The organism is Borrelia nietonii YOR (genome assembly GCF_023035795.1).
Lineage (GTDB): Bacteria > Spirochaetota > Spirochaetia > Borreliales > Borreliaceae > Borrelia > Borrelia hermsii.
The window spans coordinates 1-16,132 of record NZ_CP073148.1; the positions used below are offsets into that span (position 1 = coordinate 1).

A 16,132-nucleotide genomic window follows, 5' to 3' on the forward strand; every position below is an offset into this window, starting at 1 on the left:
TAGTTTAGTTGCTAATAGTATAAAATTGATGAATGCAATATAAAACATAAAAATACCCTTTTATTTCTTATTTGACAATAACATGTTACAATTTTTTATACACACAATGAAAAAATTAATACTTATACCACTACACTTATTAATAATACATACCCACGCCTGGAGTGAAAAATTCAATAATGAAAACCTTGCAAATACAAAACCACTACAAATCGGCATCATTCAACATAATTATATAAATTTAACTCCTTATAATCAACATTATAAATATTACGCTTTCATTGGAATAACCATGACTTACAATGAATGGATTGATTTTAATATCATTCCCATTCACTTTTATCCTCACAATCCAACTTTATTCTCGAATGTCTATTTTACTTTATCTATCTCTCTTTACATATTGAAATATCAATTACATATACATTCTTTCATTATTAATATCCTAATAGGAACTCAATTGCCCATATCTCTTAGAGCAGCCATTATTACTGGTCACAATATCTCTGCTTTCCTTTTCCCTGCTTTACCTTTTGTTGCTATTAAACTTAATATTCCAATTACTAATCTATGCTCTATCTTCTCTACATTCTCTTCTTCTCTACGTGAGTATTTCTTAATTGATCTAGCTATTACATTCCCTATCTAGTTATCATTGTTCCTCCATAACCATTTTTACCTCTATAACTTTTAGAGGAGCTCATATGAATTGAAGTAGATAAGTTAGTTATGAACAGAAATGTATAAATAAAAAGATATACCTATTATAAAAGATGAAAGAGTAGCCAGGAAAAGTACCAATTTCTCTAAGCTTTACAAAGTTAATATATGCCTTAATCCAGATGTCTCAAAGACTTTATCAATTACTCCACTTAATAGCAATTATTACATCACCGAATCATGATCTACTATTTAATCTTTTCGGTGCTAATAAAACTAAAAAATTGCAAAAAGCATTATAGAAGATGTTTTAAGATGGGGGATTATGCTACAGTAAATAGTTAATTATATAGATGATTTCAAAAGAAAAGGCTCTGCTCTCCCTTCTCCTGGCAATATAGACAATAGCTATTTCTCAATGAACATTCTTTAAAAGAAAAACTCAATAAAAATTCATTCCCTTGCATTAGTCCTAAAGCCCTCTGGAATAAGCACAACATCAACACCTGAACTTAAAGCTTTATTAATTGCATTCTCTAAACTAAAATTATTCACAATTGCCCCCATATCATATGCATCTGTCATTATAATACTAAAAATATTCAGATTATGCCTTATAATACCCACAATATCTTTTGACATACTACTTACATCTCCAGAAATCTTGGGCACCAATACATGCCCAAGCATAATAAATTTTGCTTCCTTCCCAAAAAGAAATGGTACAAAATTATTTACCATCAAAAAATTTTTACTATAAGGCAATAAGGCCAGATCTTTATGAGTATCTACTTTCGTGCCTCCAAGTCCAGGAAAGTGTTTAACCACAGCAAAAACACCTTCCCTTTGTATCCCATCAATAAATGCCTCTACCATAAGACCAATATTATAAGACGAATACCCAAAAGTTCTGCTACCTAAAGGACTATCGGGAGCAAATTTAGTATCTGCTACAGGTGCCATATTTAAATTAATGCCAAGACGTCTAAGCTGTTTTCCAAGAATTTCACCAATCTTATATGCAAGCTGAACATCTTCGGTCCTACCAACAGATTCCATGGCAGGAAAATTATAAACACCCAATTTTTTATTCTCACTAGCTCTACTAACCAGTCCTCCTTCTTCATCAACAGCAATCAAAATGTCAGAACCAAGATATCTCTTTACCTCTTCAATCAACTCTCTAGTTTGTTGAGCATCCTTGAAATTTTCCCTAAATAAAATAATTCCTAATGGATTTATCTTTTCTCTTATTTTATTAAGTTCATCTCTACTAAGTGCTTGCACAGCACTAGGATTGGCAACATTCCTAATTCCAATAAACAAACAACGTTTTCTCAAAATACTTTTAAAGTCAACTCTTCCTAAAAATTCATCAATATTTACAAGATCAAATTTATCATTTTCAAAATAATCATAATCTATTCCAGGGATAGCTCCTAGTAAAACCAAACTCGAAAATAAAAATCCAAATAATATAAATCTAAACATCCCATTTACCTCTCCTAAATACCAAATCATATTTATTCTTCAACGCATTATTAAGAGCATTATTTAAATATTTAGCAATATCAAAAAGGTCATCTGAAAATTTATCATTCATGTAATTACTCATAATAAGCGTATCAACAAACAATTTTGCAGGCAGAAACCTATCCTCTCTATTAACCTCAAAAATCAACGGATTATCTACCATCCTTACAACTTCCCAGGTTATTTGCTCAATTGCAGTATATTTACCAAACTCTTTATCCTGTTCAACAATCCTTATAGGCATATCTGATATTATTCTACCTATATTTTCTATCAAATATTCTAAATTAAAAAGGCCTGTAGCACAATTAAACAAAATCTTATTCCCACTACATTCAGCTTTTAGTACAGTTTCTTTAGAAATAGCACTACCAATATCAACACATGTTAATGAATTATCATCATCTAAAACTAAAACTCCCCCTTTGTATCTAGTGAGGTTTTAACACTAAATTCAAAGCCAGCGGAACTGTTCATTATAGCCATTATGGCAAGAGTCTTTAAGTTGACAGTAAAACCAATATTATCAACATTACCAATATATGCAAATCTTTTCCCGGAATTATAAAGTTTAAAATAAATATCTTTTAAAACTTTAAAACTTTGACCATGGCCAGCAGGTAAAGCCAAAAGAGTTTCCTCGCCACTATCGTCATAGGTAAAATACTCATATTGACCATCATTTAATTTCTTATAGCAATAAACCAACGGCTGAATAGCTGTAAAAATATCTGTCTTTTGCAAACCACAACAATTTAAATCCTTAATCAAATTATCATCAAAAATATTATCTAAAAAATTAGAAATTAATTCATAAGTTTTAAAACTTGTCATTTGAAAAATTGAAGGCTTAATACTCTTACCATAAAGCTCACAATATCTCTTAGAAAGCATTAGAAGGTGTCGGATTTTTAATGCTAAAAATGAAAATCCATAACTACCATCTTTGTTAAGATATGCGGGTATTATTCCCTTTGGCAAATGCCCAAAAGACTCCTTAGCTTGAAATATTTTATTTGCATATAAAAGATATAAATCCTCATTAAAATCATTATTTTTAAGTACATCAAAATAACTAGTTGCAGAGCCTCCATTTAAAATACCAAATGAAAGATAAGGATAAAGCGATAAACCTAGTCTTTCAAGCTCATCACCAGTGAAAACATAAAAATCGCCTTCTGATGAAAATAAAAATTTTGTAAAATCATCAATATATTTCTTCAAATTATGTTCAACAAGTTTTTTTTTAAATTTTAATTTAACAGAATTATCAACAAGACTTAAAATACTGCTATGATTCTCATTAGGAAAATTTTTAAAAGACTTGCTTAAAGCTTTAAGTTTATGCATATTAAGCATATCAAGCATTTTTTTAGAAAAAATTTTATCTATTACTTCGCACATACTAAAAACCTCATTTTAAGTATAAGGTAAACAATAGTAACATATTACAAGAAATATAATAAGTAATGCTTCTTATAATAGATTATGTTACTATAATTATGCTACTACAATAAAGGTAAATATTAAAACCTAATGAGGAGAAAAATATGCTAAATAATTATATATTAAACATAACAAACTTAAAAAATGCCATTAATACAATGATACTTTCTCCTTCAGGATTTAGAAAAATATTTGCAAAATCAAAAGATGAAAATTCAACAGACCATGAAATAAATGATGACGATAAAATATTGGTTGCTCTTATAACCCTTATAATATCAAATTATTTTAAAGATAAACCAAAAGAATACATAAATGTTGGCTTAGACTCAAGATCAACTGGAAATATAATCTCAGAGATTGTAATTAAGACACTAATATTAAACAATGACAGTGTAAATTTTTTTGGAATACTTCCAATACCAGAAATCCTAGCTTATACAAAAGAAAGTCAAAATTCAAAAGGCTTTATATACATTTCTGCCAGCCATAATCCTAAAGGATATAATGGCATCAAAACTGGATTAAATGATGGGGGTGTTCTCAATTCAAATGAAATAAAAAAAATAATATATCAAATCAGATCCAATATTGAAAATGAAAATTTAATAAATAATTTAATAACAAACTTACAAAATTTCAATAACAATGCTCTGCACTTAAAAACATATGAAGTAATTATCACTTCACAAGATAAACATAAAACACAATCTTATAACTCATATAAGTCACTAATGCAGCAAATAATTTATCCAGACAAACATAGGCAAGAAAATATTAACATACTAAAAGAAAATATCATAAAAGAACCCATAGGAATAATAGGTGAGATGAATGGTAGTTCTCGCATCAACTCAATTGATAGAGAAATGATTGAATCTTTAAGAATAAAATTGGAACTTCATAACACTGAAATTGGAATCTTTAAGCACGGAATGACTCCCGAAGGATCATCTCTAAATATGTGCAAACAAATATTAGAACAAAAATTCAAGCAAGACAATTCTTTTCAATTAGGATATGTCCCTGACTGTGATGGAGACAGGGGCAATTTGGTTGCAATTTTTAAAAAAGGACAAGCAACCATGATTGAACCACAAAAAATATTTGCACTCTCAGTACTCTCAGAGCTTAGCTATCTTTACCATGCAGGCATTAAAGACAATTTGGCTGTCGTTGTTAATGATGCAACATCACTAAACATCGAAAAAATAGCCATGCTATTTAATACAAAAGTTTACAGAGTTGAAGTCGGTGAGGCCAACTTAACAGAAATGGCTGACCTTTTACGGAATAAAGGATTAATAGTAAAAATTTTGGGAGAAGGATCAAATGGAGGAAATATCACATACCCCTCAAAAGTAAGGGACCCACTAGCAACACTCTTTAGTATCATAAAACTGCTTAAAATCAAAAATATTTACAAAATATGGTGTGAACTATCTAATAATTCATACAACGAACACTATACTATCGATGATATATTAAAGACAATAAATTTTTATAGCAATGTAGAAGTATCATCAGAAAAAGCCATGCTTAAAATAAATGTAGAAAATCAAGAAATACTTAAATCCAACTACGAAAAATTATTAAAAAAAGAGTTCAACAATAATACAGTCTTGCACAAATTACCAATCCATAATTATGAAATTATCAATTATGAAGGTATCAAACAAAACATCTATAGAACAGGTGATTCTTCAGGGGGTCTTAAAGTTTTATTTAAAAATAACAAATATGAAATAATTGCAAGTTTATGGATGCGGGGCTCAAAAACAGAACCAATATTTCGAGTACTAAGCGAGGTCAAATCTGAATATAATGCCTTACTATATGACCTTTTAGATTTTCATAAACATTTAATACACACTGCCAACTCACTAACATAAACTTAATTATGACAAAACTCAAACAACCTGATTTATCATAATTAAGTTTACAATAAATTACGTATTTAAATTACTTTTTAAAATCTTCTCTACATTCCTCCTAACTCCATTCCACGTCTTTGATATGCCCATTAAATTTTTAGCATTTCTTATAACTTCTACTGCAACTTTTCTGGTTTTATTTGTACCTTCAAATATCACTTCATCAATATAACCCTTTTTGGCTTTCAAAAATTCTCTTCTCTCTCTAATTGGCATTAAAAATTGATTTAAAACCTTGAAAAGTTTCTCTTTAACTTCAACATCTCCAATTGTACCTTTTTTATATCTAGTCTTAAGCTCACAAAGCTCATCAAGATTACTATTAAAAAAATCATGATAAATAAAAACAGGATTGCCATCAACTTCTCCTGGTATATCTGCTCTTACCCTTTTTGGATCTGTAAACATAGACATAACCTTCTTGTGCAATGATTTCTCATCATCACTTAAAAATATTGCATTACCAAGACTCTTGCTCATCTTAGTCTTACCATCAATTCCCACAAGAGCCTGAGAATCTGTAAAGATAGCTTCAGGAATTGGAAAAAAATTATCTCCATAAAGATAATTGAATCTCCTTGCAAGTTCTCTTGCAAGTTCAACATGGGACTCATTATCACGTCCAACTGGAACTAAATTAGCCTTTGCCATTAAAATATCTGCACTCATAAGAACAGGATAACCTAAAAGTCCATAAGGAACCTCAGATAGTCCAGCTGCAACACTCATGTCCTTTATACTAGGAATCCTTTGCAAACGATTAACCATAACAATCATTGAGAGTATTAAATTTAACTCTAAAAGCTCAGGTATAGCTGATTGCAAATAGATATTAACTTTTTCAGGGTTAATTCCACAAGCTAGATAATCCAAAACCATTTCTCTAACATTAACAGGTATTTCACTAATGCTCTTTAAATCTGGCTTTGTAGTAAGAGTATGCAAATCTGCTATAATAATATAAGTCTCATATTCTTCCTGATACTTTAATCTATTAACAATAGAACCAACATAATGTCCTAAATGAAGAAAACCTGTAGGCCTGTCTCCTGTAAGCATAACTCTCTTCTGCAAATTTAACTCTCCTTGCTCTCTACATTATCAACACTTAAGATCTTTGAACCACTTAAAAACACAGAAAAAGGTTTTAAACATTCTATATTATCTACTATTACTTTTATAATAACTGTAAAAGGATAGGCTATTAAAAGTCCCACTATACCCCAAAGCCATCCCCAAAAGAAAAGAAAACAAAGCAGTAAAAAAGGAGAGAGATCAAGCCTATGCCCTTGCATCTTAGGTTCAAGAATATTCCCAATCAACATTTGAACAAAAGTATTATATATAAATATATAAAGCACCAAATCTAAATTAGGATAAAACTGCACTAAAGCGGCTATCACAATAAAAAAAACTGCTAATATTGAACCTATACTTGGAATAAAATTGAACACAAATGTAAGCACGGCCCATACACGAGGAAAATCTTGCCCAAATAACTTCAAACCTATAAACACTAAAAACCCTGTCAGAAAACTAACAAAGACCTTTATCCCCAAATATTTACTAATTTGATTATTTATCGTACTTAAAGCCTCAATAAACATACTTGAAACAGACTCTTTAAAAGCATTCTTAACCTTTATGTCAAAAATATGTATTTCTGATAATAGAAAATACAACAATAAAAATAACACTACCAAACTACTTGCAAATCCAATAATCTCATTAGATATCCGTGTTAAAAAAGGATATATATATTTAGAAAAATCTATATTGCTAATAATAGCACTATCTAACTTATATTTTTCAAGAATATCTACCATAATAAAAATTAATTGTCTTTGATAATAAGGCAATTGCTCAATTAAAATTGTAACACTATAATAAACAAAACTAAACACTAAATAAGAAAATGAAAAAAGAACAAAAAAAATCACAAAAACTATTAAAACCCTTGGTATCTTGAGTTTCTTAAAAAACGTATAAATGGGATATACCAAAAATCCAAGAACCACCGCAATAGCTAAAGGTTTAAATACTGTTTGTGCTATTTTTAAAATAGCAATTAACATTATAATCAAAGCTATAATATAAAAAACAGATTGAAGTTTAACAAACTTTAACCTATCAGTTGGTTTTAGCTCTAAAGACATCTCAATCCCCCTTAATATATTTGAATTTTAATTATTACTAAATTTACTTAAAAGCAGCGCCAACACGTAAACTCAAAAATATTTATCAAAATTTGAAAGCAATTCATATACTTAAATGAATTTTTTCCATTATCCAATTATATAACTTAGTTCCCTTATGATAATTGGCTTCAGCCAAATCCCCTACCCTTCTCTCTTTAACCAACCTCTTAGCATTCTCATCATTCCCATAATAAACCGTTAATGTATTTTTATAATGATTTAAATTGTTATTCAAAATTTCAAAGGCTGGAATATCATTAAAACCATCTGCAATATAAAACATATTCTTGAAAGGAATCTCTCTTCTACTTTTTGGAATCCTCTCATTAATTTTATCATAAGATCCCTTATTTAGCTCAAAAATTACCCGGGTTTTTATTGTATGATCCACGAAATAACATACGCTACTTAAAATACTATTTTCTGAAAATTTATTATCTAAATTCTGATAATAAGGCATAAGGTATGTATCTATAAATTCACATGCCCACACTTTAGTAACATAAGGGGCTATGCTACTCCCCAAAATCATCTGCCTAAAACCACTCGACACAATATAAATATTTATTACTGTATCTGATTCCTTTAAACTCCTATTCATTTCATTTATTTCTTTAAACAAATCAATCACACCTTCAAAAAATTTTAATTTCGACCCCAATTCAAACAATACCTTATTATTTAATCCTTTGAAAATACCTTCTCTCACATATGTTAAAAAATGTGACAAATATATCATCTCATTAGCAATGAGATTACAATAATTCTTGTTATACGTAATAAATAAATTCTCAACTTCATCCCAAAATAATCTAGCATCAACATTATACTCATCAAAAAGCACCTGTTGCATATTACCATAAATTAAAGTGTCATCAAAATCAAATATTAAAGCTATAATCTTTTCTTTTTTACCCATAAACAAAAAATAAATTTAAATTAACATTAACTTGTATTAAAATATATATATAACTATGAATATATTCAATATACTGTGTATAGTAAAACAATATTATAAAAATTAAATAAAAATGCTTATGATAGATATGGGTAGTATAAATCAAATAAAAGATATTTTCTCTAGAGTATTAGATGTAAGTCTAATCAGCATCTTAGTTTATTATATCTATAAAAACGTGATTAATTCTTATTCTGTAAACTTACTCAAAGGAATGATCATCATTACATCCATCGGTATCGTATCTTACTATTTTAACTTATACACAATAAATTGGCTATTAAATTACATCGCAAACATACTGCCTATTGCAATGCTTATACTATTTAATCAAGAAATAAAAAAAATAATTATGCAAATCGGAAATTTTAATTTATCTTTTAAACTTGCAAACAACAAAGAAGAAACCACTAAAACTATTGCTGAGATAATAAAAGCAATCAAGCATTTATCAGAAAATAAATCTGGCAGCTTAATCTGCATAGAAAAAAAAATACAATTAGAACAAATAATAAATAAAGGCATAAAATTAGATTCCATCGTATCTAATGAAATCTTAATATCAATTTTTGACTATGAAACACCTTTACATGATGGAGCAGTCATAATTAGCAATAACAAAATAGTCTATGCTGGTTCTTTTCTACCACTATCTAATGTCGAATCTATCAGCAAAACTTTTGGAACAAGACACAGAGCAGGTCTTGGAATTTCTGAAAGTTCAGATGCAATAACAATAATAACATCCGAAGAAACTGGTTCTATTTCACTCACACAAAATGGAAAATTAGAATATAATTTAAGCTTAAATGAAATCAAAAAAAAACTAAATCTTGCATTAATAGAATGAAGAATGATTATAACTAAAAAACTTATACGTATAATGAAATTATTATTTGAAGATTGGCACAATAAAGCTATATCTATCCTAATAGCCATTATTATGTTCACGACATTTTACTTTAATAGCATAGAATCAATTACAATAGAAAAAAAATTCAATATTTTATTAGAAGATGAAGTTACACTAGGCAAAATGCCTGATATTAACAAAATATTACTTACAGTCAAAATTAATAAAAAAGACTTAAAATATTTAGACCTTGATCGAATAGCTCTATTAGTTGAGGCTAACAACATAAAAGAAGCAGGGAAATACGAACTACCAATAAAGATCAAAAATTTTAATCCCATACCTATTGTTGAATATAAGCTTTCAAAAAACAAAATTGCACTAACCTTAGACAAAAAAATTTCAAAATTAGTCAAAGTTGAACCCAAATTTAAACTACTTGAAAAAGAGGGCAAAGGAGAATATTTCATTGCTAAATATAATATAGTACCTGAAAAATTAACAATACATGGTCCTGAAAAAGTTATAAAAACAATAAACTCAATCAAAACCAAAATAAAAGAATTTGATATAAGCACTGTATTTATTTCAGAACATCTTGAAGTAGTTTCTCCAGACCCACTCATAACACTTGACAAAAACCACGTAATAGTCAACATTACGCTAGGCAAAAAATATATACAGACAACAATAAAAAATCCTAATTTAATTTTCAATAACTTAAAAGACGGACTTGCAATAAAAAATCAAGAAAAAATCTTAGATCCAGAAAATGAGACGTTTATTAAGATAAAAAGCGGGCTCTCAGAGAAGATAATTAAAATGCATATAGCTAACAAAGATATTAATCTCACTCTAGATTTAAGTCAAATTGAAATTCCTGGTATTTACAATGTCAACACAGACATAATACTTAAAAATAATACTAATGGTATAGAAGTGTATGAATATGAACCCAAAACAATAAGGGTCGAAATAATCTCAACCGAGCAATAAAATGACGAAATCAATAGGATGTGATATAATAAAGGTCACAAGGTTTAATAGTTTTTTACAGAATAGAAAAAAATTAAATAGATTTTTTACACAAAGAGAAATTGAAAACTTAGAAATGAAAGGAAAAGGGATTTTAGAAAGTCTAGCTGGTAAGTTTTCAGCAAAGGAATCATTAATCAAGGCGCTAAGCCCATTAATAAATACCAAAATAAAATATTCACTTAAAGATATTGAAATAATAAACTTGCCAAAGGGCAACATAATATTCCAATTACACAATGATATCAAAGTCTTGATTGAACAAATGAATCTAAAATTATATTTGACAATTTCACATGAAAGGGAGTATGCTATTGCATTTGTAATAGTAGAAGATTAATTTATGAGTAAGATATCATATTTTACAAAATACGAAATTGAATGTCCTTTATGCAAATACAAATTTAGGAAAGAAGAACTATTAACAGGAAGCGGCCGACTAATATCTGGAGAGTTAAAAGTTGATTTAAAGAGAGAGTATATAAAAAATGAAAAATATGGCAATATCTACCCCAGGATATATTCAATAACAGTATGTCCTAATTGTTATCTGGCTGCTTTCCCAAACGAGTTTAATGCAATAGAACTTATTAATAATAAAATAAAACAACTTTTAATAAACAGCACTGGTAAACGCAAAGACATAAAATCAATTTTCGAAGATAACCTAAACTTTGATGAACCAAGAAGACTTCAGGAAGGAGCTGCTAGTTATATCCTTGCCATAATGTGCTATGAACATCTCGATAAAACCCATAATCCAACTCTCAATCAAGCAAAATGTGCAATAAGAACGGCCTGGATATTTGAAGATCTAGACAAGGATCATCCAAACCAAAATTATAACTATTTGCAAAAAATATTTTATCATAAAGCAGCATATCTCTATAAACTAACAATTGAAAAAGAGCAAGACAATTCAGAGCCAATTAATGCTGAAACAGTGTTCGGTCCTGATACAGATAAAAATTACGGATACGACAGTGTTTTATACCTATCAAGTCTGCTAGAATATTTTTATGGAAATAAAGAAGATAAACAATACAGATACAATCAATTAGTCGGCATAAAAACTTTACTTTCTAAAATAGCCGGAATGGGAAAATCATCAAAAGAAAAACCCTCAATACTTTTGGATAAAATAAAAGAAGTTTATTTTAAAATCTCAAACGAAATAAAAACTTTCAAATAAATGAAAAAAATACTTGCAGAAATAGCATATGATGGTTCACTATATTATGGATTTCAAATCCAACCAACAAAACCAACAATTCAAGGGGAAATTGAAAAGGTATTAGAGAAAATAAGTAAAACAAAGATTAAAATCCATTCAGCAGGCAGAACAGATAAAGGAGTTCATGCAAGAGGACAAATAATATCTTTTTATATAAAAAAAAATATTAAACTTAAAAATCTAAAGACAGCAATAAATTCTCTCTTAAGAAAAGATATTAGAATAATAAAATTAAAATATATAGCAAATGAATTTCAACCTAGATTTAATGCCAAGAGAAGAAAATATAGCTATTACATACTCAACAATGAAAACCATTATCCTTGGGAAGAATATCAGGCTTACTATGTAAAGAAAAAACTAAATATTAACAGACTAAATAAAATGGCTGAAATGTTAATCGGAATACACGATTTTACTACCTTTTCATGCATAAGAGACCAAACAAATTCAAAATTAAAAGAAATTTACTTTGCCAGATTTAAGAAAAAAAATAAGCTTATAATCTTTGAAATCATAGGCTCCTCATTTTTATGGAAAATGGTAAGATCAATAGTAGGGACAATAATCGATATAGAGATAAAAAATGAACCTATTGACACTTTTAAAAAAATTTTAAACTCAAAAAACAGAAAATTTACAAGAACAACAGCACCTGCAAAAGCTTTATTTCTAGATAAGGTGTTTTATGAATAAAAACAAACTGCTTAAAAAATTAATACTTCTCAAAATACTTGAAAATAATATATCGGGAAATATTTATAGCAAACAAGAAGAGCTTAAAAAACTCAAAAATAAAATAATAAAATCTAGAAACATAAAAATTCTAAAACACACAAAACAAAAAAATATAAAAGCAAATAATAGCCTAATAAAATCAATAGAATATAAAATAAACAAAAATGACAAAAAAGATTTATTAATAGTATATATAGACAAAAAATATTTAAATCAAAATACAGAGATAATAGTAAAAAAATGGTGTGAGAGTATTAACATATTTAATTATAAAATAATAGATAACTCTAATACTCTAACCTTAGAGATCAACAAGCAAAAACCTAAAGCAATTCTTGCTTGTGAAGAAGTAGAATTATTCTTAAATCAAAACTTAAGAATTCAAATTGTGAGGGGATTTGAATTAAACTTTAAAGGAATTCCAATAGTATTTACATATCTTCCTACAAGTCAAGTAACAAATCCAGAACTCAAGAAAGAAATCTGGCAAGATTTAAAAATCATAAAAGGCATAATAAAATATGGTTGATAGTTTGGAAAACAATTTTTACTATGAAATTGCGTTTAATATTCCCATAAATAGACTTTTTTTTTATAAGTACAAATTAAAATTAGAAACAGGAATAAGAGTAATAACAAATTTTAATGGAAAAGACACAATTGGAATCATAATCAAAAGATATGCTAAGGAAGACCTTAAGGAAGATTTTACGTTTAAAATAAAATATATATTAAGGGTCATTGACGAGCGTGCAATAATAATAGAACATAACATTAATCTTGCACGCTGGATTAGTCAAAAAACATTTTCTGGATTCGGAGAAACTCTATTTTGTGGATTACCTAAAATTGCAACTTCAAATAAAGGCATAAAAAATGATGACAATGGAAATTTAAACTCTAAACTACCCATTCAACTAAATGAAGAACAAAATAATATTTATAAAGAAATTATTGCATCAAATACACAAAACACATATTACCTATTCGGGGTTCCTGGTTCTGGGAAAACAGAAATATTTATCAAACTATGCGCAAACTATCTGGAACAAGAAAAACAAATAATTTTCTTAATTCCTGAAATTTCTTTGGGCTACCAAATAATTAAAAGGATCAAATCAAATTTAAGCACAAATAAAGTTTATGAATATAACTCAAAAGTATCAAATTCAAATAAAGCCTTAATATGGAATAAAGTCAAGAATGGGGAAAGCTTAATTATAATTGGTGTTAAGACTGCATTAATGTTGCCATTTACAAATTTAGGATTAATAGTAATGGACGAAGAACACGAATACACATATAAATCTGAAAACACTCCAAGATTTCACTCAAGACATATAGGATTTTTTTTACAAAGCACCTTTAATGCCAAATTTATAATGGGAAGCGCAACCCCATCACTTGAAGCATATCTTGCTATGGAAAATAATCAGATAAAAAAAATGATTTTAAAAAATAAATTTTTTGAAAGAACATTTAAAGAACTTAAAATAATCGACATGAAAAAAGAACGTCAAATAATATCTTCAGAATTGCTTTATAGCATACAAAAAAGTTTGCTTGATAAAAGACAAGCACTAATATTTATTAATAAAAGAGGATATTCAAAAACACTTGAATGCAATATCTGCGGATATATAATTTGCTGTCCAAATTGTTCTTTCAGTTTAACTTACCATAAAAGCGAAAACAAGCTCATTTGTCATTACTGTAATTATAAAACAAATATAATAAGCAATTGCCCTGATTGCAACTCACAAGACATCATATACAAAACATATGGAATTCAATTCATTGAGAGAGAATTAAAAAAATTTCTACCGAATGCAAGAATAGCAAGAACAGACTCTGACCTTAATAAAAAAGAAATTATTCAATCAATCAATGCATTTGAAAATGGGCAATTAGATATCTTAATTGGAACACAAATTATTGCAAAAGGTTTTAATTTTAAAGAGATCAAAACACTAGGTATCATTAATGCAGATATTGGAATGGGTCTTCCTGATTTTAGAAGCAGTGAAAGAATTTTTGCAATAATTTCACAAGTACTAGGAAGAGCTGCAAGATTCCAAAGCGATAACACAATTATTATCCAAACAAAAAACCCAGATTATTATGCTATAAAATACGCATATGAGGGCAAATATGAAGAATTTTATAAAGAAGAAATAAAAATTCGCAAAGAATTAAATTATCCTCCCTTTAAAAAAATCATTAGGATAATAGTTAGAAGCCACAAACAGGATGCTGCTAAACATAAATGTCTAGAATTTTTTGAAATATCTAAAGAATTATTAAATGACGAAATCGAATATCTTGGCCCATCAAAAGCCCCTATGTCAAAAATATCCAAATACTATAGGTATAACATAATATATTTATCAAAATCCTTCAACCTACTTGAAAAGCTAATACGCAGCACAAAAGAAAAAGTAAAATCAACAAAGGACACCTATATTGAAATAGATTATTATCCAATTTCACTGCTTTAAAAAAAATCTGCGCCCTCCTTCCCAAGAGTCCTTAAGAAAGACGAGAGGACATAAAGAGCTTTATCATTATGCCCTCCTTCAGGAATAATAAGGTCAGCATATTCCTTAGTAGGTTCAATGAACCTATAATATCCTGCCCTAGTAGTACTTAAATATTGTTCAATAACGGATTCCAATGTACGCCCCCTCTTAGACATATCTCGTTCAAGTCTCCTAATAAATCTAATATCATTAGGCGTATCAATATATATCTTTAAATCTATCAGATTGCGCACTCGTTCTTCAACAAAAATCATAATACCTTCAACAATAACAACAGGGGTTGGCACTATCTCAACGGTTTCATCCTTTCTTCTATGATTAATAAAATCGTAAAGAGGCATATGAATTAATTTATTTTCTTTTATTTTCTTTAACTGTTTATAAAACAAATTGTTATCAAAAGCATCTGGATGATCAAAATTAACATCTAAAAATTCATATTCATAATCACCGACACTCTTATAATAATTATCTTGTGATATAAGAACAAACTCAGGAATAACTTCACTAATTTTATTAACAATTGTGGTTTTCCCACTTCCAGATCCACCAGCTATTCCAATAATCTTAACCATTAACCTCTTCTTTAGATCCAGGCAATTTAGGCATATTCTTTAACGTTCCTGCAACAAATATATTTTTAAACCCTAATCCTTTTAAAATCTTCTCAGCTTAAAAAGATTTGTTAAAACTTTTACCATAAATTATTATTTGGGTTTCAACACTACCTAACTTATCTTTTTTAGCAAATAAATTCTTGAAAGGAATATTAATTGCCTTTGCATAATGAGACTTATTATATTCCTTAGGAGATCTAATATCTAATATTTTTGCACCATTTTTAATTTTCTCTAGCAAAGCCACATTAGTTCTTTTCATCTTTAAAATAATAAAAAACCAAATATAGAAAAAAAGAAAAACTATTAAGCATATAAGTTTTATATAACTAACTATCATATCTTTTATAAGACAATAATATCAAAAAAAAAGAAATAATTGCAAC

Annotated in this window: 14 protein-coding genes and 2 pseudogenes; 9 read left to right on the plus strand and 7 right to left on the minus strand. The window is 28.2% G+C overall.

Going from position 1 to position 16,132, the window contains the following annotated elements; genetic code table 11:
• The first annotated feature begins 106 nt into the window (after window positions 1–106).
• Complete coding sequence (locus bhYOR_RS00005) at window positions 107–649, plus strand: hypothetical protein (RefSeq protein WP_086936044.1); 543 nt, start codon at window positions 107–109, stop codon at window positions 647–649.
• A gap of 464 nt (window positions 650–1,113) precedes the next feature.
• Here the strand turns inward: bhYOR_RS00005 and bhYOR_RS00010 are convergent, their stop codons facing one another.
• Complete coding sequence (locus tag bhYOR_RS00010; protein ID WP_038446100.1) at window positions 1,114–2,151, minus strand: glycoside hydrolase family 3 N-terminal domain-containing protein; 1,038 nt, start codon at window positions 2,149–2,151, stop codon at window positions 1,114–1,116.
• Window positions 2,144–3,597 (minus strand): annotated as a pseudogene (locus bhYOR_RS00015) (UTP--glucose-1-phosphate uridylyltransferase). Before bhYOR_RS00015 ends, bhYOR_RS00010 begins: the two are co-directional and overlap by 8 nt.
• 146 nt (window positions 3,598–3,743) lie before the next feature.
• Here bhYOR_RS00015 and bhYOR_RS00020 point away from each other — a divergent pair.
• On the plus strand, window positions 3,744–5,531 hold the full coding sequence (locus tag bhYOR_RS00020) for a phosphoglucomutase (protein ID WP_025399364.1): 1,788 nt from the start codon (window positions 3,744–3,746) through the stop codon (window positions 5,529–5,531).
• Window positions 5,532–5,588: 57 nt separating this feature from the next.
• Here the strand turns inward: bhYOR_RS00020 and trpS are convergent, their stop codons facing one another.
• The 3 genes from trpS to bhYOR_RS00035 form a co-directional block, all read right to left on the minus strand.
• Window positions 5,589–6,647 (minus strand): tryptophan--tRNA ligase, encoded by a 1,059-nt coding sequence (gene trpS, locus bhYOR_RS00025; RefSeq protein WP_025433943.1) that lies wholly within the window; start codon window positions 6,645–6,647, stop codon window positions 5,589–5,591.
• A gap of 2 nt (window positions 6,648–6,649) precedes the next feature.
• A complete protein-coding gene (locus tag bhYOR_RS00030) occupies window positions 6,650–7,729 on the minus strand; it encodes an AI-2E family transporter (protein WP_025399366.1) in 1,080 nt (359 codons plus the stop codon).
• Between the two features lie 103 nt (window positions 7,730–7,832).
• Window positions 7,833–8,690 (minus strand): HAD family hydrolase, encoded by an 858-nt coding sequence (locus tag bhYOR_RS00035; RefSeq protein ID WP_025399367.1) that lies wholly within the window; start codon window positions 8,688–8,690, stop codon window positions 7,833–7,835.
• 118 nt (window positions 8,691–8,808) lie between these two features.
• Between bhYOR_RS00035 and cdaA the strand changes: the two genes are divergently transcribed.
• From cdaA to priA, 7 genes are read left to right on the plus strand one after another with little or no spacing between them, the layout of a single operon-like run.
• Window positions 8,809–9,579 (plus strand): diadenylate cyclase CdaA, encoded by a 771-nt coding sequence (gene cdaA / locus bhYOR_RS00040; protein WP_025399368.1) that lies wholly within the window; start codon window positions 8,809–8,811, stop codon window positions 9,577–9,579.
• A gap of 3 nt (window positions 9,580–9,582) precedes the next feature.
• A complete protein-coding gene (locus tag bhYOR_RS00045) occupies window positions 9,583–10,578 on the plus strand; it encodes a YbbR-like domain-containing protein (RefSeq protein WP_025399369.1) in 996 nt (331 codons plus the stop codon).
• A gap of 1 nt (window position 10,579) precedes the next feature.
• Window positions 10,580–10,957, plus strand: coding sequence for a holo-ACP synthase (locus bhYOR_RS00050; RefSeq protein WP_025399370.1), 378 nt, complete (start codon window positions 10,580–10,582; stop codon window positions 10,955–10,957).
• A gap of 3 nt (window positions 10,958–10,960) precedes the next feature.
• Window positions 10,961–11,809 carry a DUF2225 domain-containing protein gene (locus tag bhYOR_RS00055; protein ID WP_025399371.1) on the plus strand — a complete coding sequence of 283 codons (849 nt, stop codon included), beginning with the start codon at window positions 10,961–10,963 and terminating at the stop codon, window positions 11,807–11,809.
• Complete coding sequence (gene truA, locus bhYOR_RS00060) at window positions 11,810–12,547, plus strand: tRNA pseudouridine(38-40) synthase TruA (protein WP_025399372.1); 738 nt, start codon at window positions 11,810–11,812, stop codon at window positions 12,545–12,547.
• Complete coding sequence (locus bhYOR_RS00065) at window positions 12,540–13,118, plus strand: uracil-DNA glycosylase family protein (RefSeq protein WP_025399373.1); 579 nt, start codon at window positions 12,540–12,542, stop codon at window positions 13,116–13,118. The genes truA and bhYOR_RS00065 overlap by 8 nt, the downstream gene beginning before the upstream one ends.
• On the plus strand, window positions 13,111–15,087 hold the full coding sequence (gene priA, locus bhYOR_RS00070) for a replication restart helicase PriA (RefSeq protein WP_025433944.1): 1,977 nt from the start codon (window positions 13,111–13,113) through the stop codon (window positions 15,085–15,087). Before bhYOR_RS00065 ends, priA begins: the two co-directional genes overlap by 8 nt.
• On the opposite strand, the gene udk is transcribed toward priA, so the two are convergent.
• Window positions 15,084–15,704, minus strand: coding sequence for a uridine kinase (gene udk, locus bhYOR_RS00075; protein ID WP_012421798.1), 621 nt, complete (start codon window positions 15,702–15,704; stop codon window positions 15,084–15,086). The genes priA and udk overlap by 4 nt on opposite strands.
• Window positions 15,697–16,086 (minus strand): annotated as a pseudogene (locus bhYOR_RS00080) (rhodanese-like domain-containing protein). Before bhYOR_RS00080 ends, udk begins: the two are co-directional and overlap by 8 nt.
• Between the last annotated feature and the right edge of the window lie 46 nt (window positions 16,087–16,132).

What these genes read in the sequence shown, in the direction of transcription:
- bhYOR_RS00005 (WP_086936044.1), top strand. Translation starts at nt 107, where the DNA reads ATGAAAAAATTAATACTTATACCACTACACTTATTAATAATACATACC.
- bhYOR_RS00010 (WP_038446100.1), bottom strand. Translation starts at nt 2,151, where the DNA reads ATGTTTAGATTTATATTATTTGGATTTTTATTTTCGAGTTTGGTTTTA.
- bhYOR_RS00020 (WP_025399364.1), top strand. Translation starts at nt 3,744, where the DNA reads ATGCTAAATAATTATATATTAAACATAACAAACTTAAAAAATGCCATT.
- bhYOR_RS00030 (WP_025399366.1), bottom strand. Translation starts at nt 7,729, where the DNA reads ATGTCTTTAGAGCTAAAACCAACTGATAGGTTAAAGTTTGTTAAACTT.
- bhYOR_RS00035 (WP_025399367.1), bottom strand. Translation starts at nt 8,690, where the DNA reads ATGGGTAAAAAAGAAAAGATTATAGCTTTAATATTTGATTTTGATGAC.
- cdaA (WP_025399368.1), top strand. Translation starts at nt 8,809, where the DNA reads ATGATAGATATGGGTAGTATAAATCAAATAAAAGATATTTTCTCTAGA.
- bhYOR_RS00045 (WP_025399369.1), top strand. Translation starts at nt 9,583, where the DNA reads ATGATTATAACTAAAAAACTTATACGTATAATGAAATTATTATTTGAA.
- bhYOR_RS00050 (WP_025399370.1), top strand. Translation starts at nt 10,580, where the DNA reads ATGACGAAATCAATAGGATGTGATATAATAAAGGTCACAAGGTTTAAT.
- bhYOR_RS00055 (WP_025399371.1), top strand. Translation starts at nt 10,961, where the DNA reads ATGAGTAAGATATCATATTTTACAAAATACGAAATTGAATGTCCTTTA.
- truA (WP_025399372.1), top strand. Translation starts at nt 11,810, where the DNA reads ATGAAAAAAATACTTGCAGAAATAGCATATGATGGTTCACTATATTAT.
- bhYOR_RS00065 (WP_025399373.1), top strand. Translation starts at nt 12,540, where the DNA reads ATGAATAAAAACAAACTGCTTAAAAAATTAATACTTCTCAAAATACTT.
- priA (WP_025433944.1), top strand. Translation starts at nt 13,111, where the DNA reads ATGGTTGATAGTTTGGAAAACAATTTTTACTATGAAATTGCGTTTAAT.
- udk (WP_012421798.1), bottom strand. Translation starts at nt 15,704, where the DNA reads ATGGTTAAGATTATTGGAATAGCTGGTGGATCTGGAAGTGGGAAAACC.